Source organism: Burkholderia sp. AW33-5 (assembly GCF_053427615.1).
Genome location: NZ_JBSAXA010000007.1, coordinates 39,854 through 60,503, shown reverse-complemented (window position 1 = coordinate 60,503; position 20,650 = coordinate 39,854). Strand labels below are relative to the sequence as shown.

18 protein-coding genes are annotated in these 20,650 nt (G+C 68.4%); 14 read left to right on the top strand and 4 right to left on the bottom strand.

What is annotated here, in order from left to right; all coding sequences use genetic code 11:
• Positions 1-61 precede the first annotated feature (61 nt).
• From queA to ACV22V_RS14310, 6 genes are all read left to right on the top strand, one after another.
• Positions 62-1,129 carry a tRNA preQ1(34) S-adenosylmethionine ribosyltransferase-isomerase QueA gene (gene queA, locus ACV22V_RS14335; RefSeq protein WP_059535378.1) on the top strand — a complete coding sequence of 356 codons (1,068 nt, stop codon included), beginning with the start codon at positions 62-64 and terminating at the stop codon, positions 1,127-1,129.
• A gap of 218 nt (positions 1,130-1,347) precedes the next feature.
• Positions 1,348-2,535 (top strand): tRNA guanosine(34) transglycosylase Tgt, encoded by a 1,188-nt coding sequence (tgt, locus tag ACV22V_RS14330; RefSeq protein WP_059535520.1) that lies wholly within the window; start codon positions 1,348-1,350, stop codon positions 2,533-2,535.
• A 269-nt stretch (positions 2,536-2,804) separates the two neighbouring features.
• Positions 2,805-3,128 (top strand): preprotein translocase subunit YajC, encoded by a 324-nt coding sequence (gene yajC, locus ACV22V_RS14325; protein WP_006476868.1) that lies wholly within the window; start codon positions 2,805-2,807, stop codon positions 3,126-3,128.
• 106 nt (positions 3,129-3,234) lie between these two features.
• The gene (gene secD, locus ACV22V_RS14320) at positions 3,235-5,256 is read left to right on the top strand and encodes a protein translocase subunit SecD (protein ID WP_059535377.1); all 2,022 of its coding nucleotides are present in this window, start codon (positions 3,235-3,237) and stop codon (positions 5,254-5,256) included.
• 18 nt (positions 5,257-5,274) lie between these two features.
• The gene (gene secF / locus ACV22V_RS14315; protein WP_059465429.1) at positions 5,275-6,225 is read left to right on the top strand and encodes a protein translocase subunit SecF; all 951 of its coding nucleotides are present in this window, start codon (positions 5,275-5,277) and stop codon (positions 6,223-6,225) included.
• A gap of 159 nt (positions 6,226-6,384) precedes the next feature.
• Entirely contained in the window at positions 6,385-7,923 is a 1,539-nt protein-coding gene (locus ACV22V_RS14310; protein ID WP_448014283.1) for a S41 family peptidase, read from the top strand.
• 21 nt (positions 7,924-7,944) lie between these two features.
• Here the strand turns inward: ACV22V_RS14310 and ACV22V_RS14305 are convergent, their stop codons facing one another.
• The 4 genes from ACV22V_RS14305 to ACV22V_RS14290 all read right to left on the bottom strand — a co-directional run bounded on the left by ACV22V_RS14305 (position 7,945) and on the right by ACV22V_RS14290 (position 11,175).
• A complete protein-coding gene (locus ACV22V_RS14305; protein ID WP_448014282.1) occupies positions 7,945-9,222 on the bottom strand; it encodes an MFS transporter in 1,278 nt (425 codons plus the stop codon).
• A 175-nt stretch (positions 9,223-9,397) separates the two neighbouring features.
• The gene (locus ACV22V_RS14300; RefSeq protein ID WP_059535372.1) at positions 9,398-9,979 is read right to left on the bottom strand and encodes a YceI family protein; all 582 of its coding nucleotides are present in this window, start codon (positions 9,977-9,979) and stop codon (positions 9,398-9,400) included.
• A gap of 66 nt (positions 9,980-10,045) precedes the next feature.
• Positions 10,046-10,606, bottom strand: a complete 561-nt coding sequence (locus ACV22V_RS14295; RefSeq protein ID WP_059820514.1) for a YceI family protein — start codon at positions 10,604-10,606, stop codon at positions 10,046-10,048.
• Positions 10,607-10,614: 8 nt separating this feature from the next.
• Positions 10,615-11,175, bottom strand: coding sequence for a cytochrome b (locus ACV22V_RS14290; protein WP_059535370.1), 561 nt, complete (start codon positions 11,173-11,175; stop codon positions 10,615-10,617).
• Positions 11,176-11,434: 259 nt separating this feature from the next.
• Here ACV22V_RS14290 and ACV22V_RS14285 point away from each other — a divergent pair, with 259 nt between their 5' ends.
• The 8 genes from ACV22V_RS14285 to ACV22V_RS14250 all read left to right on the top strand — a co-directional run bounded on the left by ACV22V_RS14285 (position 11,435) and on the right by ACV22V_RS14250 (position 20,635).
• Positions 11,435-12,100, top strand: coding sequence for a paraquat-inducible protein A (locus ACV22V_RS14285; protein ID WP_448014281.1), 666 nt, complete (start codon positions 11,435-11,437; stop codon positions 12,098-12,100).
• On the top strand, positions 12,097-12,726 hold the full coding sequence (locus ACV22V_RS14280) for a paraquat-inducible protein A (protein WP_059535367.1): 630 nt from the start codon (positions 12,097-12,099) through the stop codon (positions 12,724-12,726). Before ACV22V_RS14285 ends, ACV22V_RS14280 begins: the two co-directional genes overlap by 4 nt.
• The gene (locus ACV22V_RS14275) at positions 12,719-14,335 is read left to right on the top strand and encodes a PqiB family protein (protein WP_059535365.1); all 1,617 of its coding nucleotides are present in this window, start codon (positions 12,719-12,721) and stop codon (positions 14,333-14,335) included. The genes ACV22V_RS14280 and ACV22V_RS14275 overlap by 8 nt, the downstream gene beginning before the upstream one ends.
• Positions 14,335-15,072 carry a PqiC family protein gene (locus ACV22V_RS14270; protein ID WP_448014280.1) on the top strand — a complete coding sequence of 246 codons (738 nt, stop codon included), beginning with the start codon at positions 14,335-14,337 and terminating at the stop codon, positions 15,070-15,072. The genes ACV22V_RS14275 and ACV22V_RS14270 overlap by 1 nt, the downstream gene beginning before the upstream one ends.
• 505 nt (positions 15,073-15,577) lie before the next feature.
• Positions 15,578-17,701: a site-specific recombinase gene (locus ACV22V_RS14265; protein ID WP_448014279.1), complete on the top strand. Its 2,124-nt coding sequence runs from the start codon at positions 15,578-15,580 to the stop codon at positions 17,699-17,701.
• A 165-nt stretch (positions 17,702-17,866) separates the two neighbouring features.
• The gene (locus ACV22V_RS14260) at positions 17,867-19,165 is read left to right on the top strand and encodes a THUMP domain-containing class I SAM-dependent RNA methyltransferase (protein WP_059535360.1); all 1,299 of its coding nucleotides are present in this window, start codon (positions 17,867-17,869) and stop codon (positions 19,163-19,165) included.
• Between the two features lie 293 nt (positions 19,166-19,458).
• Positions 19,459-19,875: a VOC family protein gene (locus ACV22V_RS14255; RefSeq protein ID WP_059535358.1), complete on the top strand. Its 417-nt coding sequence runs from the start codon at positions 19,459-19,461 to the stop codon at positions 19,873-19,875.
• 73 nt (positions 19,876-19,948) lie between these two features.
• Entirely contained in the window at positions 19,949-20,635 is a 687-nt protein-coding gene (locus ACV22V_RS14250) for a helix-turn-helix transcriptional regulator (protein ID WP_059535356.1), read from the top strand.
• Positions 20,636-20,650 lie beyond the last annotated feature (15 nt).

The following is a 20,650-nucleotide window of genomic DNA, read 5'->3' as shown; positions in this document are numbered from 1 at the left end:
GCCCCATTCATGCGTTTCCGCCCTGTCGGCGGCGCCCGCCGGCCGTTTCGAACCAGCCCGCATGTTCACGCTTTCCGATTTCGATTTCAATCTGCCCCCCGAGCTGATTGCGCAGACCGCACTGCCCGACCGCACCGCGAGCCGCCTGCTCGAGGTCGACGGCACCGTCGAGCCCGCGCGCCTCGTCGACCGCCGCTTCGCCGAGCTGCCGTCGTGCATCGCGCCCGGCGACCTGCTCGTGTTCAACGATACCAAGGTGCTGAAGGCGCGTTTCTTCGGCCAGAAGGCCAGCGGCGGCAAGATCGAGGTGCTGATCGAGCGCGTGACCGGCACGCATACCGCGCTCGCGCAGATCCGCGCGAGCAAGTCGCCGGGCGCCGGCACGACGCTGCGTCTCGCCGACGCGTTCGACGTGACGGTCGGCGAGCGCGTCGAGCCGTTCTTCACGCTGCATTTCCCGGAGCCGTGCCTCGCGCTGATCGAGCAGCACGGCCGCCTGCCGCTGCCGCCGTACATCGAGCACGACGCCGACGCGAACGACGAGACGCGCTACCAGACCGTCTATGCGAGCAACCCGGGCGCGGTCGCGGCGCCCACGGCCGGGCTCCATTTCGACCAGCCGCTGCTCGAGAAGCTCGACGCGATGGGCGTCGAGCGCGCGACGCTGACGCTGCACGTGGGCGCCGGCACGTTCCAGCCGGTGCGCGTCGAGAACCTCGCCGAGCACCGGATGCACAGCGAGTGGTACGACCTGCCGCAATCGCTCGTCGACAAGATCGCCGCGACCCGCGCGCGCGGCGGCAACGTGATCGCGGTCGGCACGACGTCGATGCGCGCGCTCGAAGCCGCGGCGCGCAGCGCCGACGAAGCGGGCCGCCCGCTCGCGGCGACGCAGGCCGAGACCGACATCTTCATCACGCCGGGCTACCGTTTCCGCGTCGTCGACCGGCTCGTGACGAACTTCCACCTGCCGAAGTCGACGCTGCTGATGCTGGTGTCGGCGTTCGCGGGTGTCGAGACGATCCGCGCCGCGTACCGGCACGCGATCGACGAACGCTACCGCTTCTTCAGCTACGGCGATGCGATGCTGCTCACGCGGCGCGACACGCCGGAAACGCCGCGCGCGTGAGCGCGGCAGGTGCGAAGACGCACCGGCCCGCGACCGCGCAGCCGCCGTTGCACCGTTGTCCCGCTGCGCGCGCTCCGATGGCGCGCGCCCCGCTTTTCCCAGCCGCCGGCTTGCCGGCGGCGTTTCCAACATGCGCCGGACTTGCGATCCGGAGTCAGCGCTTCAGCGCATACTCCGGTCCCATGCAAGGCTTCTTCGGTGGCAAGGAGAATGACGCGATGACCGAAGGTTCATCCCACGATACGCACGCTCCCGTGCAGGACCGCCCGGCCAACGGGCTCGAATTCGAACTGCTGACGACCGACGGCCATGCGCGCCGCGGCCGCGTGAAGCTCAACCACGGCGTGGTCGAGACGCCGATCTTCATGCCGGTCGGCACGTACGGCACCGTGAAGGCGATCCAGCCGCGCGAGCTGCACGAGATCAACGCGCAGATCATCCTCGGCAACACGTTCCACCTGTGGCTGCGCCCCGGCCTCGAGACGATCGACGCGCACGGCGGCCTGCACGGCTTCATGGGCTGGAACAAGCCGATCCTGACCGACTCGGGCGGCTTCCAGGTGTTCTCGCTCGGCGACCTGCGCAAGATCACCGAGGACGGCGTGACGTTCGCATCGCCGATCAACGGCGACAAGCTGTTCCTGTCGCCGGAAGTGTCGATGCAGATCCAGAAGGTGCTGAACTCCGACATCGTGATGCAGTTCGACGAATGCACGCCGTACGCGACCAACGGCGTGCCGACCACGCACAAGGAAGCGGCCGACTCGATGCGCATGTCGCTGCGCTGGGCGAAACGCTCGCTCGACGAGTTCGACCGGCTCGGCAACCCGAACGCGCTGTTCGGGATCGTCCAGGGCGGGATGTTCGAGGACCTGCGCGACGAGTCGCTCGCGGGCCTGTCGGAGCTCGGCTTCCACGGCCTCGCGATCGGCGGGCTGTCGGTCGGCGAGCCGAAGGAAGACATGATGCGCGTGCTGCGGCACGTCGGCCCGAAGCTGCCGGCCAACAAGCCGCACTACCTGATGGGCGTCGGCACGCCGGAGGATCTGGTCGAGGGCGTCGCGAACGGCGTCGACATGTTCGACTGCGTGATGCCGACCCGCAACGCACGCAACGGCTGGCTCTTCACGCGCTTCGGCGACGTGAAGATCCGCAACGCGACGCACAAGAATTCGCTGAAGCCGCTCGACGCGAGCTGCACGTGCTACACGTGCCGGAACTTCTCGCGCGGCTACCTGCACCACCTGCACCGCGTCGGCGAAATCCTCGGCGCGCAGCTCAACACGATTCACAACCTGCACTACTACCTGCAACTGATGAGCGAGATCCGCGACGCGATCGAGACCCATACGTTCGACGCGTTCCGCCAGCGCTTCGCGGAGGATCGCGCGAGAGGGGTCGACTGACCGGGGGCGGCGGCCCGCGTGGCTGCGCACCGCTGCCCGCACCGCTGCCCGCACCGCGCCACGTCACATAAGACATGTACTAAATATCGCGTCCCGACGGCCGGTCGTGGCCGCCGAATATTACAATCGCCTTTCCAAACGAGCCGCAACGGTGCCGTTTCATGCTTTAACAGCTTGATCCGAAAGCGCATTTGCTGCGCCGTTTGCACATGGGGCCGGTGGTAGAATAACCGGCTTAATTTTCGATCTTCCCCTACGGAGAGACCAACGTGCCGTTCATTTCCAATGCCTTCGCGCAAGGCGCCGGTGGCGCCGAATCGAGCCTGATGAGCTTCCTGCCGCTCATCCTGATGTTCGCGGTGCTGTACTTCATCATGATCCGTCCGCAGATGAAGCGCCAGAAGGAACACCGCAACATGCTCGCGGCCATGGCGAAGGGCGACGAAGTCGTCACGAGCGGCGGCCTCGTCGGCAAGGTGACGAAGGTCACCGAAGGCTACATCGGCGTCGAAATCGCCGAAGGCACCGAAATCACCGTGCAGAAGGCTGCCGTCACGACCATTCTGCCGAAGGGCACGATCAAGTCGCTGTAAGGCTTTTACCGAGCGTCCGGCTCCCCGCGTCGTGCCCGCCTGAGAGAGCGGGCCGCCGCGGCGCCGGACGCGACGCTTTCACGCCAACCACCCGTTCGGCCCCCTCATGAATCGTTATCCACTCTGGAAATATGTCGTGATGGTCGTGGCGCTCGCCATCGGCCTTCTGTACACATTGCCCAACTTCTTCGGCGAAGCGCCGGCGGTGCAGGTGTCGAGCGGCAAGGCCACGGTCAAGCTCGACTCGACCACGCTGACCCAGGTCGAATCCGCGCTCGCCTCCGCGCAGATCACGCCGGACGACGTCACCTTCGAGAACACGGCGTCCAACGCGAACATCCGCGTGCGCCTGAAGGACACCGATACGCAGCTGCGCGTCAAGGACCTGCTGCAGAAGTCGCTGAACGCCGATCCGAACGATCCGCAGTACGTCGTCGCACTGAACCTGCAAAGCGCGTCGCCGCGCTGGCTGACCGCGCTGCACGCACTGCCGATGTATCTCGGCCTCGACCTGCGCGGCGGTGTCCACTTCCTGCTCCAGGTCGACATGACGGGCGCGCTCACGAAGAAGCTCGACTCCGACGCGTCCGACGCGCGCACGCTGCTGCGCGACAAGAACATCCGCGACGGCGGCGTGAGCCGCGTCGACCAGTCCGTCGTCGTCAACTTCAGCGACGCGCAGACGGCGGAAGACGCCCGCAAGGTGCTCGCCGCGTCGGTCACCGAACTGCAATGGGCGACCCAGCCCGGCGGCGGCGGCACGCAAGTCGTCGGCACGTTCACGCCGGCCGTGCAGAAAGCCGTCGAGGACGCCGCGCTCAAGCAGAACCTGACGACGCTCCACAACCGCGTGAACGAACTCGGCGTGTCCGAGCCGATCCTGCAGCAGCAAGGCAGCGACCGCATCGTCGTCGAACTGCCGGGCGTGCAGGACACCGCGAAGGCGAAGGACATCATCGGCCGCACCGCGACGCTCGAGGCGCGCCTCGCCGATCCGATCAACACGCACCCGAACCCGAACGACCCCGTGCCGCCGGGCGAGGAGCTGTTCACGCAGGGCAACCAGGCGCCCGTGCTGCTGAAGAAGGACGTGATCTTCACCGGCGACCGCATCATCGATGCGTCGGCCGGCTTCGACGAACACCAGCGTCCGTCGGTCAACATCCGCCTCGACTCGGCGGGCGGCCGCTCGGTGCGCGCGGTGTCGCGCGAGAACATCGGCAAGCCGATGGCGATGGTGCTGTTCGAGAAGGGCAAGGGCGAGGTGCTGACGGTCGCAACGATCCAGTCCGAACTCGGCGACCGCTTCCAGATCACGGGCCAGCCGACGCCGCAGGCCGCGGCCGATCTCGCGCTGCTGCTGCGCGCCGGTTCGCTCGCCGCACCGATGGACATCATCGAGGAACGCACGATCGGCCCGAGCCTCGGCGCGGACAACATCAAGATGGGCGTCCACTCGGTGATCTGGGGCTTCTGCGCGATCGCCGTGTTCATGATCGCGTACTACATGCTGTTCGGCGTGATCTCGGTGATCGGCCTGTCGGTGAACCTGCTGCTGCTCGTCGCGGTGCTGTCGCTGATGCAGGCGACGCTGACGCTGCCGGGTATCGCGGCAATCGCGCTCGCGCTCGGCATGGCGATCGACTCGAACGTGCTGATCAACGAGCGCGTGCGTGAAGAACTGCGCGCCGGCCAGCCGCCGCAGACCGCGATCCAGGCCGGCTACGCGCACGCATGGGCGACGATTCTCGACTCGAACGTCACGACGCTGATCGCCGGCCTCGCGCTGCTCGCCTTCGGCTCGGGCCCGGTTCGCGCGTTCGCGATCGTGCACTGCCTCGGCATCCTGACGTCGATGTTCTCCGCGGTGTTCTTCTCGCGCGGGATCGTCAACCTCTGGTACGGCGGCCGCAAGAAGCTGAAGTCGCTCGCGATCGGCCAGGTGTGGAAGCCGGAAGGCGCCACGGCCGGCGCCTCGTTCGCCGCGGCCGACGAATCGACCGACACCGCGCGCGCCGCGAAGCTCGCCGCACCCGCGAAGGGCAACGCACCGCGTGCCGGCAAGCCGCAGTTGCGCAACCGCGCGCAGCAAGGCGTGTCGCCGAAGAAACCGGGCTCGACCCAATAAGGCCCCGGAGACGAAGCCATGGAATTTTTCCGCATCCGTAAAGACATTCCGTTCATGCGGCACGCGCTGGTGTTCAACGTGATCTCGCTGGTCACGTTCCTCGCCGCCGTGTTCTTCCTGTTCCACCGCGGGCTGCACCTGTCCGTCGAATTCACCGGCGGCACGGTGATCGAGGTGCAGTACCAGCAGGCCGCGCAGCTCGAACCCGTGCGCGACACGCTCGGCAAGCTCGGCTACGCCGACGCGCAGGTGCAGAACTTCGGCACGTCGCGCAACGTGCTGATCCGCCTGCAGTTGAAGGAAGGCCTCACGTCCGCGCAGCAGAGCGACCAGGTGATGACCGCGCTGAAGGCGCAGAGCCCCGACGTGACGCTGCAGCGCGTCGAGTTCGTCGGCCCGCAGGTCGGCCGCGAGCTCGCGACCGACGGTCTCCTCGCGCTCGCGTGCGTGGTGATCGGCATCGTGATCTACCTGTCGATCCGCTTCGAATGGAAGTACGCGGTCGCCGGCATCATCGCGAACCTGCACGACGTCGTGATCATTCTCGGCTTCTTCGCGTTCTTCCAGTGGGAGTTCTCGCTGGCGGTGCTCGCGGCGATCCTCGCGGTGCTCGGCTACTCGGTCAACGAGTCGGTCGTCATCTTCGACCGGATCCGCGAAACGTTCCGCCGCGAACGCAAGATGAGCGTGTCGGAGGTGATCAACCACGCGATCACGACCACGATGTCGCGGACGATCATCACGCACACGTCGACGGAAATGATGGTGTTGTCGATGTTCTTCTTCGGCGGCCCGACGCTGCACTACTTCGCGCTCGCGCTGACGGTCGGCATCATGTTCGGCATCTACTCGTCGGTGTTCGTCGCGGGCTCGCTCGCGATGTGGCTCGGCATCAAGCGCGAAGACCTGATCAAGGAAAAGAAGACGGCGCACGATCCGGACGATCCGAACGCGGGCGCGCAGGTTTAAGCGCCGCGTCGTTTCGGCGGATACCCGAAGGCCGGTCCTGTTGGACCGGCCTTTTTTCATGCGCGAGCCGCGTCCGCTTCCTCCGGCGCGGCCGCACGGACCGTCGGCTACAATCGCTTCACCATCCCGCCCCGCCACCCGTCGAAGCCGCGGTCCCTCATGATGCCTGCCTCGCGTGTCGTTCATCGCATCGTCGCCTGGAGCACCGGTGCCGCCGCCGCGGCTGTGTTCGTTGCATGCGCATCGGCCGCCCGCGCGCAATCCGCGTCCGCCCCGCACGCTGCTGCTGCTGCGGCGGCGTCACAACCGTCACCCTGCCCGCCCGACTGGGAACCGCAGCTCTGCGAACTGAAGGCCGCGGTCGAAGTGCTGAAGAAGCAGCACCTGACCGACGTCGACATCGGCGCGTTGCTCGACGCCACCGTGCACGACGGCATCAAGACGCTGCCGTACGCGCGCTTCTTCAACGCAAAGGAAGAGCAGGAACGGCGCGACGACGAGCGCCGCGCACGCGACGGCACGCCGGGAATCGGCATCGTGTTCGAGACGCGGCCCGACGGGCTGCACATCATCGACGTGATCCCGGACGCGCCAGCCGAACAGGCCGGTGTGCGGCCCGACGATCTCGTCGTCGCGATGAACGACCGGAGCGTCGTCGGCATCGACAGCAGCGAGGTCGTGAAACTCGCGAAGGGCGACGCCGGCGTGCCGCTGAAGCTCACGGTCCGGCGTGGTCCGAACCCTGCGACGCTGACCTTCGCGCCGGTCCGCGCGATCGTCCGGCCGCACCCGGCGACCGCAAGGCGGCTCGCCGGCGACATCCTGTACACGCGGCTGTCGAGCTTCCCGGAGCCGGCGGTCGGCAACTATATCGACGCGGTGCAGGCCGCGCGCCGCGGGGGGCCGCCGGTGAAAGGCGTGATCCTCGACCTGCGCATCAACGGCGGCGGCGCATTGAATGCGGCGATCGGCATCACCGCGCTGTTCGCCGGGCGCGACCGCACTGCGATGACGACGCTCGAGCGCGACGGCACGAAGCGCCGCCGCTTCACGACCAACTGGCCCGACTACGAACTGCCGGTCATGCACGGCCAGGATCCGCTCGCGCCGCTGCAGGCGGACGACTGGTGGCGCACCGTGCCGCTCGTCGTGCTCGTCGACGGACAGAGCGCGTCGGCCGCCGAAGCGACCGCGGCGGCACTGAAGGATCTCGGCCGCGCGCGGCTGCTCGGGATGCCGACCTACGGAAAGGGGCTCGCGCAGACCGGCGTCGACCTGATCGACGGCACGCGCATCAATTTCACGTTCGCGCGCAACCTGCGGCCGAACGGCTGCCCGATGGACGGCTATGGCGTCGTGCCGGACTGGCTCGTGCCGCCGCGCCGCGACTCGGACGTCGACGGCGTGCTGCTCTGGTACCGCGAAGTCGATCTCGCCCGCGCGCCGTATGCGGACCGGCTGGCGCCCGATCCGTTCGCGCAGGTACGCAAGGCACGGCAAACACTGCGCGAAGCACGCGTGCGCGAAAAAATCGATACGTCGAAGAGCGCGGCGCTGCCGCAGCGGGAATTCGGCACGGATGCCGACTGGCAGTTCCGGCAGGCGCTTGACGCGCTCGCCGGCCGGCCGGTGCGGACCGTCGCCGCGCCCGCGCAACTGATGCCGGCGCAGCCGGTATGCGAGCGCGTCAGCGACTGACGCGCCGCCGCGCGCCCCGCGTCACCGGAAGCCGAACCGCCGGCGCAGCACGACCAGCGCCGCGAGGCTCAACACGGCCGCGAACATCAGGTAGAAGCTCGGCGCGGTCTTCATCCCGGTCGCGCGGATCAGCCACGCGATGATGAACGGCCCGAAGCCGCCGAAGATCGTCACCGCGACGTTATATGCAAGCGACATCCCGGTCGTACGCGTCTGCACCGGAAACACTTCGGACAGCAGCCCCGGCAGCGCCGCGAAGTAACCGGTCATCAGGAACGCGAGCAGCACCTGCAGCGCGATCAGCGTGCCGAAGCCCGGATGCGCGACCAGGTATGCGAACGCCGGATAGATCAGCACGAGGATGCCGACGGCCGGCGCGAGCATCACGCGCACGCGTCCGTACCGATCCGACCAGTGGCCGACGAGCGGCGCGAACGCCATCTGGATCACGCCGACGACGAGGATCGCGGCGAACGCGGCCGACGGCGCAAGGCCGAGCTGCTTCACGCCGTAGGTCGGCATGAACAGCACGAGATAGGTCGCGACGGTGCCGAGCACCACCACGCCCATCGCGGCGACGAGCCGTGCCTTGTGCGACGCGAACGTGTCGCGCAGCGGGCTCGCGGTGCTTTCGGCGGCGAGGAATTCGGGCGTCTCGTCGACCTTCGAGCGGATGTAGTACGCGACGGGCCCGAGCAGCAGCCCGAAGAAGAACGGGATGCGCCAGCCCCACGCGGCCATCTGGTCGGCCGTGAGCTGTGCGTTCAGCACGGTGCCGAAGCCGGCGGCGAGCAGCGTCGTGAGCCCCTGGCTCGCGACCTGCCAGCTTGCGAAGAAGCCGCGCCGGCCCGGCACATGCTCGGCCAGGAACGCGGTCGCGCTGCCGAATTCGCCGCCGGCCGAGAAACCCTGCATCAGCCGCGCGGCGACGAGGATCAGCGGCGCGGCAACGCCGATCGTCTGGTAGGTCGGCAGCACCGCGATCACCAGCGTGCCGGCCATCATCAACAGGATCGACAGCGTGAGCGCAGCCTTGCGGCCCGCGCGGTCGGCGTATGCGCCGAGCACGATCGCGCCGAGCGGGCGCATGAAGAACGACACGCCGAACGTGCCGAGCGTGAGCAGCAGCGACACGGTGTCGTTGCCGGCCGGGAAGAACAGCTTCGAGATCGTCACCGCGAAGAAGCCGTAGACGACGAGGTCGAACCATTCGAGCGCGTTGCCGATCGACGCGGCGACCACCGCGCGCCACACGCGCGGCGACGAGGCAATGGAGCTGGACTGCGTGACGGCGTGCATCGGCGATCTCCTTGTCGTTGTACGTTGTATCCGGCGCGCCGGTTCTCGCGCCGCGAGCTGCGCCGACGATTATAGGCGCGCAAAAAAAACCGCCGCGCCCCCTGAAAACGGGAGCGCGGCGGCTGGCTCGCGACGGGCCGGCGGCGTGACGCGGCGGCCGGCCCGGTCGGGCGCGTTACTGCTGCTTGACGGCTTCGGCCGTGATCAGCAGCTTCGTCTTCATCTTGAAGCCGTACTGCTTGCCGTAGTCGAGGCCGAAATCGTCGCGGCTGAATTCGCCGACCGCGTCGACGCCGCACACTTCGCGCTTGAGCATCGGATGCGGCATGCACTTGAACGAATCGATCTTCAGCGTGACCGGCTTCGTGACGCCGTGCAGCGTCAGGTTACCGACCACCGACACCGGCTTGTCGCCGTCGAACTTGATGGCGCCCTTGTAGTTCGCCTGCGGGAACTTGGAGACGTCGAAGAACTCGGCCGTCTGCAGGTGCTCGTCGAGCTTCGCGCTGCCCGTGTGGATCGACGCGATGTCGGTCGTCACGTCGACCGTACCGGTCTTCGCCGCGCGGTCGAGCGTCACGGTGCCGCTCGACTTGTCAAACTTACCGCGCCAGACCGACAGGCCGCCGAAGTGGTCGGCCTCGAAGCTCGGGTACGTATGGCTCGGGTCGAACTGGTACGTCGCGCTGTCGGCGAATGCCGAGAACGACAGCGAAGCGGCCAGCGCGCCCGCGGCGATGATCAGATGCTTTTTCAAACGATTTCTCCTTGGAACAGCGCCGCGCCCTCGCGCGGCATTCGGGGTGATGCGACAGTCCGCCGCTTACTTCGTGGCGACGAGATGGAACTTGATCTGCACTTCATCGGCGACGATCGACGTGTCCTTCCACTCGCCGGTGCCGACGTTGAACGCCGAACGCTTGATCGGCAGCACGCCGTCGAAGGTCTGCGTCGCGCCGCTCTGCGTGACCGTGACGGGCACCGTGATGGTCTCGGACTTGCCCTTGATCGTCAGCTTGCCGGTCACGTTGTACTTGTTGCCGCCCGCCGGCGCGATCGCCGACGACGCGAAGGTCGCCTGCGGATACGCCTTCGCGTCGAACCAGTCCTTGCCCGCGACCTGGTCGTTGTACATCTTGTCGCCGAGGTCGAAGCTCGCGATGTCGATCGTCATTTGCGCGCTGCCCTGCGCGGCCTTGGCCGGGTCGAACTTCACCTGCGCGGAGAACTTCTTGAATGCGCCTTCGGTCGGCACGTTCATCTGCTTCGACACGGCTGACACCTTGCTCTTCGCGAGATCGACGTCGGCGTGCGCCGCGGCCGACGCGACAAGTGACACCGCGGCGAACGCGGTCAGCATGGAGCGGGAGAAAGACACTTTCATGGGATCCTTCATTTGGCGGAGGGAAGCATCCGCGACAGCAGGCCGTCGCGGTCCAACAACTGGTGCTTGAACGCCGCGAGCACGTGCATGGCGACGAGCGCAAGCAGAATGTAATTCAAAGACACGTGCAGCGTCTTGAAGGTTTCCTTCAGCGCAGGATCGGGATCGATCAGGCGCGGCAGCGGCACGATGCCGAGATAGACGACCGGGATGTTCGACGCGGAGCTGTACAGGTAGCCCGTCACCGGAATCACGATCATCAGCGCGTACAGCAGCATGTGCACGCCGTGCGACACCGCACGCTGCCACGCCGGCGTGCCGCCCGGCAGCGGCGGCGGCACGTGGGTCGCGCGCCACAGCACGCGCACGACGGCCAGCGCGAACACCGTCACGCCGATCCACTTGTGCCACGAGAAGTACTTGAGCTTCGTCGGCGTGAAGCCGGGGATGTCGGTCATCACCCAGCCGAGTGCGAAGCCGCAGACGATCAGCAGCGCGATCAGCCAGTGCAGCGCGATCGCGGTGTGCGCGTAGCGTGCCGGCGCGGCCGGCGGCGATTTCGATGCCATCATGGATTCCTCAGTTGAGCGAACGGCTGCGCCGGTAAATTCGTCCGACGCTTGTCAAGGCCGCCATGCTACCGCAACCTTTTGTCACGCGCGGACTCCGAGGACAGGCGCGCCAGCCCGCTGTCAGGTTTGCGCCATGTTACCGCCCGGTCACCCGGCAACCGGACGTTGACACGCCGAAAAAGCCGTTTTGGTAAGATTGGCGCGGGTTCCGGCCCCGTCGACGCGTTCCCCCGCCCGTCGCACCACCGCCTTTTCCATGCAACGACACGACCTGATTGCCTGCCACGAATGCGACGCACTGTTGCATAAACCGCGCCTGAGCGGTCGCGAAATCGCGCGCTGCCCGCGCTGCGACGCGCTGCTCTATCGCAACAGCACCACGCAGATCGAGCGCATCAGCGCGCTTGCGGTCGCGGCGCTCGTCACGTTCGTCATCGCGCAGGCGTTCCCGATCCTCGAAATGGACCTCAACGGCACCCGCGTGCAGACGACGCTGATCGGCGCGATCGACGCGCTGTGGCATCAGGGCATGGAGGCCGTCGGCGTGATGGTGTTCTGCTCGACCGTGCTGTTCCCGCTCGTCGAGATGGCCGCGCTGCTTTACGTGCTGCTGCCGATCCGGCGTGGCGTCGTGCCGCCGGGCCTCAACTTCGTGCTGCGCACGATCCAGCTCGTGCGGCCGTGGGGGATGATCGAGGTGTTCATGCTCGGGATCGTCGTGACGATCGTCAAGATGGTGAGCCTCGCGCGCGTCGTGCCCGACGCCGCGCTGTTCGCGTTCGGCGCGCTCACGCTGATGACCGCCGTCGTGCTGATGTTCGATCCACGCACGCTGTGGGACATCGCCGACGACCTGCGCGCCGGGCGCTCGCCCGCCTCGCCCGACGGCACCACTTCGCCGCCGCAAGCGCCCCGCCAATGACGATGCCGACCGCCGCTCGCGAGGGCTACGCCAGCTGCCACGCATGCGGGCTCGTGCAGACGATCGACCGTCCGCACGCGCATTGCGCGCGCTGCGGCAGCACGCTTCACTTCCGCACGCCGAACAGCATCATGCGCACGTGGGCGCTGCTGATCGCGGCCGCGATCCTCTATATTCCGGCGAACCTGCTGCCGATCATGCGCACGTCGTCGATCGTCGGCTCGCAGGAGGACACGATCATGAGCGGCGTCATCTATTTCTGGACGTCCGGCGACTGGCCGCTCGCGGTCGTCGTGTTCGTCGCCAGCATCCTCGTGCCGATGCTCAAGCTCGGCGTACTGACGCTCCTCGTCGGCACCGCGCAGCGGCGCACCGTATGGCGGCCGCTGCAGCGCACGCGCCTGTACCGGATCGTCGAGCGGATCGGCCGCTGGTCGATGCTCGACATCTTCGTCGTGACGCTCACCGTCGCGCTCGTCCATTTCCGTTCGCTCGCCGTCATCACGGCCGGACCCGGCGCGCTCGCGTTCGGCTCGGTCGTGATCCTGACGATGCTCGCGTCGATGCAGTTCGATCCCCGCCTGATCTGGGATCCAGTCGAAACCTCAGGGAAACACCATGAATAGTCCGCAAGGCCCGCAGCAAGACGCGTCCCGGCCGCCCGATCCGGCGATCTCGACGAAAAGCGGCTGGCTGCCGTCGCTCGTCTGGCTCGTGCCGCTGATCGCCGCGCTGATCGGTATCGGCCTCGTGATCAAGTCCGTGCGCGAGCGCGGCCCGGAAGTCTCGATCAGCTTCCACAGCGCGGAAGGGCTCGAGCCGGGCAAGACGCAGGTCAAGTACAAGGACGTCGAGATCGGCATGGTCAAGACGATCAAGCTGTCGAAGGACCTGTCGCGCGTGCTCGTCCAGGTGCAGTTGAAGAAGGAGGCCGAGGACTTCGCGGTCAAGGGCTCGCGCTTCTGGATCGTGCGTCCGCGCGTCGGCGCGACCGGCGTGTCGGGCCTCGGCACGCTGCTGTCGGGCGCGTACATCGGCGTCGATGCCGGCCACGGGCAGGACACGCAGACCGACTTCACCGGCCTCGAGACGCCGCCGGCCGTGACCGGCGACCAGAAGGGCACGCAGTACGTGCTGCGCGGCGATTCGCTCGGCTCGGTCGACATCGGCTCGCCCGTCTACTACCGCCGCGTGCCGGTCGGCCAGGTGGTCGGCTTCTCGCTCGACAAGGACGGCACGGGCGTCACGTTCAACGTGTTCGTCAATGCGCCGTACGACCAGTACGTCGGCGTGAACTCGCGCTGGTGGCAGGCGAGCGGCGTCGATCTGCGGCTCGATTCGAGCGGCCTGAAGCTGAACACGCAGTCGCTCGCGACGGTGATCCTCGGCGGCATCGCGTTCCAGACGCCGCCGAACCAGGACAGCGGCGCGACGGCGCCGAACAACACGACCTTCCGCCTCGGCTCGGACGAGACGGACGCGATGCGCGATCCGGACGGCCAGCCGCTGCAGGTCGTGATGAACTTCAACCAGTCGCTGCGCGGGCTCGCGGTCGGCGCGCCGGTCGACTTCCGCGGCATCGTGCTCGGCGAAGTGACGAACATCGGCATCGACTTCGATCCGAAGACCAAGAACTTCCTCATGCCGGTGACGATGAACGTGTATCCAGAGCGGCTCGGCCCGCGCTTCCGCGAAACGATCGAGAGCAAGGGCGAAGCCGGCCGCCGCGAGATCGTCGAGCGCCTCGTCAGGCACGGGCTGCGCGGCCAGCTGCGCACCGGCAACCTGCTGACGAGCCAGCTGTACGTCGCGCTCGACTTCTTCCCGAAGGCGCCGGTCGTGAAGATCGACGCGGCACGCCAGCCGCTCGAGCTGCCGACCGTGCCGAACACGCTCGACGAACTGCAGCTGCAGGTCGCCGACATCGCGAAGAAGCTCGACAAGGTGCCGTTCGACCAGATCGGCGCAAACCTGAACAGCGCGCTGTCGAACGCCGACAAGCTGTTCAAGCAGCTCGACACGCAGGTCGCGCCGGAAGCGCGCGACACGCTGTCGGCCGCGAAGCAGACCTTCTCGACCGCCGAGGCGACGCTGCAGCAGGATTCGCCGCTGCAGTCCGACGTGCGCGGCGCGCTGAAGGAACTCACGCGCACGCTGCAATCGCTGAACGCGCTCGCCGACTATCTGGAGCGCCATCCCGAATCGCTGCTCAAGGGCAAGCCAGGAGATCAATAATGACGACGACACGCGTGAACATCCTCGCGAGCGGCGCGGCGGCAGTCTTCGCCGCGCTCGCGCTCGCCGCGTGCAGCTCGCCGCCCGCGCGGTTCTATACGCTGAGCCCGGCCGACGCCGCCGCGCCCGTGCGCACCGCGCCCGCCAACCCGTCGTTCCTGATCGAGGTGCCGTCCGTCGGCGTGCCCGAGCAAGTCGCGAAGAACCAGCTCGTCGTGCAGAAGAACGCCGCGCAGGTCGACGTGCTCGAGCAGGAGCGCTGGGCCGCGCCGCCCGCCGACGAAATCCGCCGCGCGTTGTCCGACGACCTCGCCGCGCAGCTCGGCACGATCGACGTCGCGAATTCCGCGTATCCGGCCGGCGTGCCCGTCTATCGGATCAGCGTGAACGTGCAGCGCTTCGAGTCGTGGCCCGGCAAACGCGCGGCGATCGATGCGGTGTGGAGCGTGCGCGCGCTCGGCACGCAGGCCGTGATGACGTGTCGCACGAGCGTCGCGGAGCCGGTCGCCGACGGCTACGACGCGCTCGTCGCGGGCCACCGGCGCGCGCTCGACGTGATCGCATCGCAGGCCGCGTCCGGCGTGCGCGCGATGGCCGCGCGGCGCGGCGCCGCGGCTGCGTCGACCACCTCGACGACCGCATCCGGCAAGGCAACGGCCGCTGCACCCGCGGTGCCCTGCCCGGCCAGTCCGACACCCGGCGACGACGCGGGCGCGACCGGCAAGTCCGGCGCGTAAGCGCGACGCGCAGGCCGGCGTCCGACGCATGCGCGCGGTGCGCCTGCGCTCGGCACGCGCCGCCCGATAGACGTCGCCGGCATCGATCCGCGTGCGCACGCAACCGCGCACGCGAACCTGCCGCCCTCGCCGCTTCGGCCGACGCTGCCCGGCATCCATCGGCCGGACGGCGGGTTTGCACTGTTTGTCAAAATCCGCCGGAACCGGCACCACGCAATACGGTCGGCTTGCGTTTTCGCGCCCGATTGACGATCCTACGCACTTTCCGGCTCGCGCCGCTCGTCGTGCGCGCCCGCCGGCGGCGATCCGCCCGTCGTGTCCGGTCCGATCGCCGCGTCTCCCGGGGCGCGCATGCGTGTCCGCGTGCACCGCACCGGGGCAGCCGCATCGCGGGTCGCCGCGCGTCGTCCGGCCACCCGGCCAGCCTCACCGTTCTCCCCGGCGCCGCGCCGTGTTCCGGCCGGCATCCCGAACCCGCCCGTCCAGGGCTTTCGCTATTCCGTTTATGTTTCGTTCCCTGACGACCCTGATCAAGAAGTGGCGCGCGTCGCGCAATGCGGGCCACCAGCTCGACGCGCTGCTCGCGCATGCCGACGCGGACGCGCCGTACGCCGAGCGCAGCGAATGGCTGATCGAGCTCGCGCACTGGCTGCGCCGCAACGGCGCGATGCAGGTCGCGCACGACGCGCCGGCCGAACGCGACGCCGACGCCCGCGCATATCCGGCGCACGCGCGGCTGCGCTACCTGTTCCACGTGCTGGACCGCAATCCGGCATGGAAATCGCACGCCGCACGCATCCTGCGCGGGATCCTGCGCGAATGCGACGGCATCTCGCTGCTCTGCGACGCGGGCATGCCCGTGCATTCCGGCTTCTTCGGCGCGCTGTTCGAGCGCATCGACACGTCGCTGATCCCGCCCGCGCCGAACCGCCGCGAACTGACGGCGCTGTTCACGCTGATGTTCCCGACGCCCGAAGACGTGCAATGGATCGACGCGCTGCCCGACGACCTGCTCGCCCGCCTCGCCGAGCTGATCTCGTTCGACGTCACCGACGAAGAGCGCCACGAGCCCGGCTCGTTCTCGCGCGATCTGCTCGCCGCGCTGCACAACCTGACCTGCCAGATCAGCTCGACCGGCCTGTCGCAGACGGTGCGCAGCCGCCTGTCCGACGACGACGCACGCAAGCCGCTCGAAACGCAGCCGTTCTATCGGCTCACGCGCGCGATGCTCGCGGTCGAGACCGCGCACGCGGCCGTCGAGGACGGCGGCGACCCGAGCAAGCTGCTGCACGAGGTGAACTACCTGCGCGTGCTGCTCGACGAATGCCGGATCGCCGTCGACGACGTGTTCGCGCACCTGTACCGCAACGGCGTGTCGGTCGACATCGTGTTCCAGGTCGAACGCACGCGCATGCGCATCCTGCGCGCGGAAATGCTGCTCAACGCGTGGATGGCACGCGACGACCTGCGCGGGATGGCGCGCCTGACGGCCGAGCTCGTCGACGCGAACCAGAACAGCCAGAGCGTGTCGCACCTCGTGCGCAGCAACTTCTCGCTGTTCGCGCGCAAGCTCGTCGAGACCAACGCGGACACCGGCGAGCACTACATCTCGCGCGGCCGCGCCGAGTACCTGAAGATGCTGCGGATGGCCGCGGGCGGCGGGCTCGTCACCGTCGTGACCGTGTGCGTGAAGTTCGCGATCACCGGCGCGCACCTGCAGTCGATGCTCGAAGGGCTGCTCGCGGGCGTCAACTACGCGGCGAGCTTCATGCTGATGCACTTCCTGCACTTCACGCTCGCGACCAAGCAACCCGCGATGACCGCGCCGACGCTCGCGCGCGAGCTCGACGACACCGGTCACGAGGCAGGCGTGAAGGCGTTCGTGGCATCGGTGATCGCGCTGATCCGCACGCAGGCCGCGGCGATTTCCGGCAACGTGCTCGTCGTGCTGCCCGTGTGCCTGCTGGTGCAGCTGTTCTCGAGCAACCTGATGCACGCGAACCTGATCTCGCCGGAGAAGGCGCACGCGACGCTGCACTCGTTCTCGCTGCTCGGCCCGACGCCGCTCTACGCGGCGCTGACCGGCGTGCTGCTGTGGGCGTCGAGCCTGCTCGCGGGCTGGGCCGACAACTGGTTCGTGCTGCATCGGGTCGGCGACGCGCTGACGTACAACCGACGGCTGCGGCTCACGCTCGGTGCGTCGGGTGCCGCGAAACTCGCGCACTTCTGTCGCTCGAACGTCGCGGGCGTGGTCGCCAACGTGGGTCTCGGCCTGATGCTCGGCCTGGTTCCGGCGATCGTCACCGTGTTCCTGTTCCCGTTCGAGGTGCGCCACGTGACGCTGTCGGCCGGGTCGATCGGGATCGCGCTCGGCGTGCTCGGCAAGGGCGCGCTCGGCACGCCCGAGCTGTGGTGGGCCTGCGCCGGCGTCCTGAGCATGGCGATCCTCAACGTGCTCGTGAGCTTCGCGCTCGCGTTCACGATGGCCGTGCGCTCGCGCAGCCTGCGCCGCACCAAGGTGCGCGCGCTGGTCGGCGCGATCGTCCGCACGGTGCTGTCGAAGCCGTCCGCGCTGTTCTGGCCGGCCGGCACCCCGGCCGCGCGGGCCAGCCAGCCGGGCTCGCACTGATCCTTCGACGGCAGCGTGCCATCCGGGCGGGCGCCGCGGCACGGGCCTGCCGGCTCGCCGTCGCGGCCGGCGCACCGGCGCCGGCGTCCCGAATCGGATGCAACGCCGGCTCCGGCCGCGCGCGCCGCGTACAATAGTGGACTTTTGCACGTCCTCACCCGCCTTATGTCCTCGCCCACCCTGTACGAATTCTTCGCTCCCTGCCCGCGCGGCCTCGAAGCGGCGCTTGCCGCCGAGCTGGCCGAAATCGCCGGCCGACATCTGGACGGCGCGCCGTTCACCGCGGGCGCGCAGGTGCCGGGCGGCGTTCATTTCCGCGGCGGCTGGGCCGCCGGCATGGCCGCGAACCTCCATTCGCGGATCGCGAGCCGGATCCTGCTGAAGATCGCGCACCGCCCGTACCGCACCGAGCAGGACGTCTACGCGCTCGCGCTCGAGCAGCCATGGGAACGCTGGTTCGCATCGACGCAGACGCTGCGCGTCGACATCACCGCGATCAAGTCGCCGCTGAAGAGCCTCGAATTCGCGACGCTGCGCGTGAAGGATGCGATCTGCGACCGGATGCGCGACAAGACCGGCGCACGCCCGAGCATCGACACCGGCGCGCCGGACGTGCGCGTGTTCGCGTTCCTGACGGCCACCGAGTGCACGCTGTACCTCGATACGTCGGGCGAGCCGCTGTTCAAGCGCGGCTGGCGCCTCGACAAGGGCGCGGCCCCGCTGCGCGAGAACCTCGCGGCCGGCATCCTGCGCCTGACGGGCTGGACGCCCGGCACGCCGCTGTACGACCCGATGTGCGGCAGCGGCACCTTCCTCGCGGAAGCCGCGCAGATCGCGCTCGGCGTCGCACCGGGCGTCGAGCGCCGGTTCGGCTTCGAAAAGCTCAAGCAGTACGACATCACCGCATGGCAGGGCCTGAAGGTCGCGGCGCTCGACGCGAAGCGCGCGGCGCGCGGCAAGCGCGATTCGCTGGGCGTGTACGGCAGCGACATCTCGGGCGACATGCTCGAGAAGGCGCGCGCGAACCTCGAGCGCGCGGGCGTGCCGTCGGTGTGGCTCAAGCAGGTCGACGCGCGCGGGATGACGCCGCCGTGCGACGGCCCGGGCATCATCCTCGCGAACCCGCCGTACGGCGAGCGGATCGAGGTACGCGGCCGCAGCGCGCGCGGCGAGGTGCGCGAGACCGGCCGCAACCGCGGCAACGACGACGCTTTCCGCCGCACGCACACCGACGCGCCGGACAGCGAATTCTTCAACGCGCTGGGCGATGCGCTCAAGCAGCGCTTCACGGGCTGGCAGGCGTTCCTGCTGACGTCGGACCGGTCGCTGCCGGGCCAGCTGCGCCTGCGCGAATCGGCGAAGACGCCGCTGTTCAACGGCGCGCTCGAATGCCGGCTGTTCCGCTTCGACCTGATCGCCGGCAGCGTGAAGGCACGCCCGGCCGCGCCGGAAGGCGACGCCTGACACGCGAGACGGCCGCCGCGGCCGCCTGCTGACACCCCACGACGCCCGGCCTGTGCCGGGCGTTTTTCTTTCCGCCGCACCCACGCGGGCGGACGCCCCGCGTGCCGCCCCGCCACCCGCGCGCCGATGCGCTTCCCGCACCGCCCTTACCCGCCCAGGCCGTCAGGTTCGCCCTTTTGTCAGCACCGCCACGACTACTGACAGCACGCTGTCAGCAGCCCCCGATCACACTGCAATCCCGGCGCAATGCAAGGCTGGTTTCCATCAAGAACCCGAACAACAAGGAGCTCGTCATGACGTCCGCAACTGCAACTGCAACCGAAACCGCAACCCTGGAACGCGCGATCGCGTGGTTCGACATCCCGTCCCTCGATTTCGACCGGGCGATCCGTTTCTACGAAACCGTGCTGCAGACGACGCTGCAGCGCGAAGTCATCGGCGGCGTGCCGATGGCCGTGTTCGATCACGAAGCGTCGAGCACGGGCGGCAGCATCGTGTTCGATCCGCAGCAGATGAAGCCGAGCGCGAACGGCGTGCTCGTGTACCTGAACGCCGGGGAATCGGTCGTGGCGGCGCTCGAACGCGCGAAGCGCGCAGGCGGCGTCGTGCAGGGCTCGGTCGTCGAGCTGCCGAACAACTACGGCTACATCGGCTACCTGATCGATACCGAAGGCAACCGCGTCGGCCTGCACGCACCGAAATGCCACTGAGTGCATCCACGAGCCGGCCGGCACGGCGCTATCATCGCGAAGTCCCCGTAGCCGTTGGAGTCGAGGTTCAGCCATGACGCGCCGTGCAGACCGCCTGTTCCAGATCGCCGAGCTGCTGCGCGGGCGCCGTCTCACGACCGCGCAGCAGCTCGCCGACTGGCTGTCGGTATCGCCGCGCACGGTCTATCGCGACGTGCGCGACCTGCAACTGTCAGGGGTGCCGATCGAAGGCGAAGCCGGCATCGGCTACCGGCTGAACCGCAACGCGAGCCTGCCGCCGCTCACGTTCACGGCCGAGGAGCTCGCGGCGCTCGCGGCCGGCGCGCGGATGCTCGAGACCTGGGGCGGCGCGCGCTTCGCGGGCGGCGCGCGTTCGGCGCTCGCGAAGATCGCGTCGGCGATGCCGGCCGACAAGCGCACCGCGCTCGATCGGCTGCCGGTGTTCGCGCCGTCGTTCCACATCGACGAGACGTTCTGCGCGAAGGTCGACGCGATCCACCAGGCGGTCGACACGCACCACATCGTCAGCTTCGACTACCGCGACCGGCTCGGCGCGCACACGAAGCGCCGCGTATGGCCGCTCGGGCTCGTCTACTGGGGCGGACGCTGGACGATCGGCGCGTGGTGCGAGCTGCGCGACGACTTCCGCACCTTCGACATCGCGCGAATGGGCGACATCACCGTGCACGAGCAGTTTCCGGACATGGAAGGCCGGCGCATCGCCGACTACATGCGGATCGCGGAAGCGCCGATGCGCTGACGCGCGCCGCCGCCA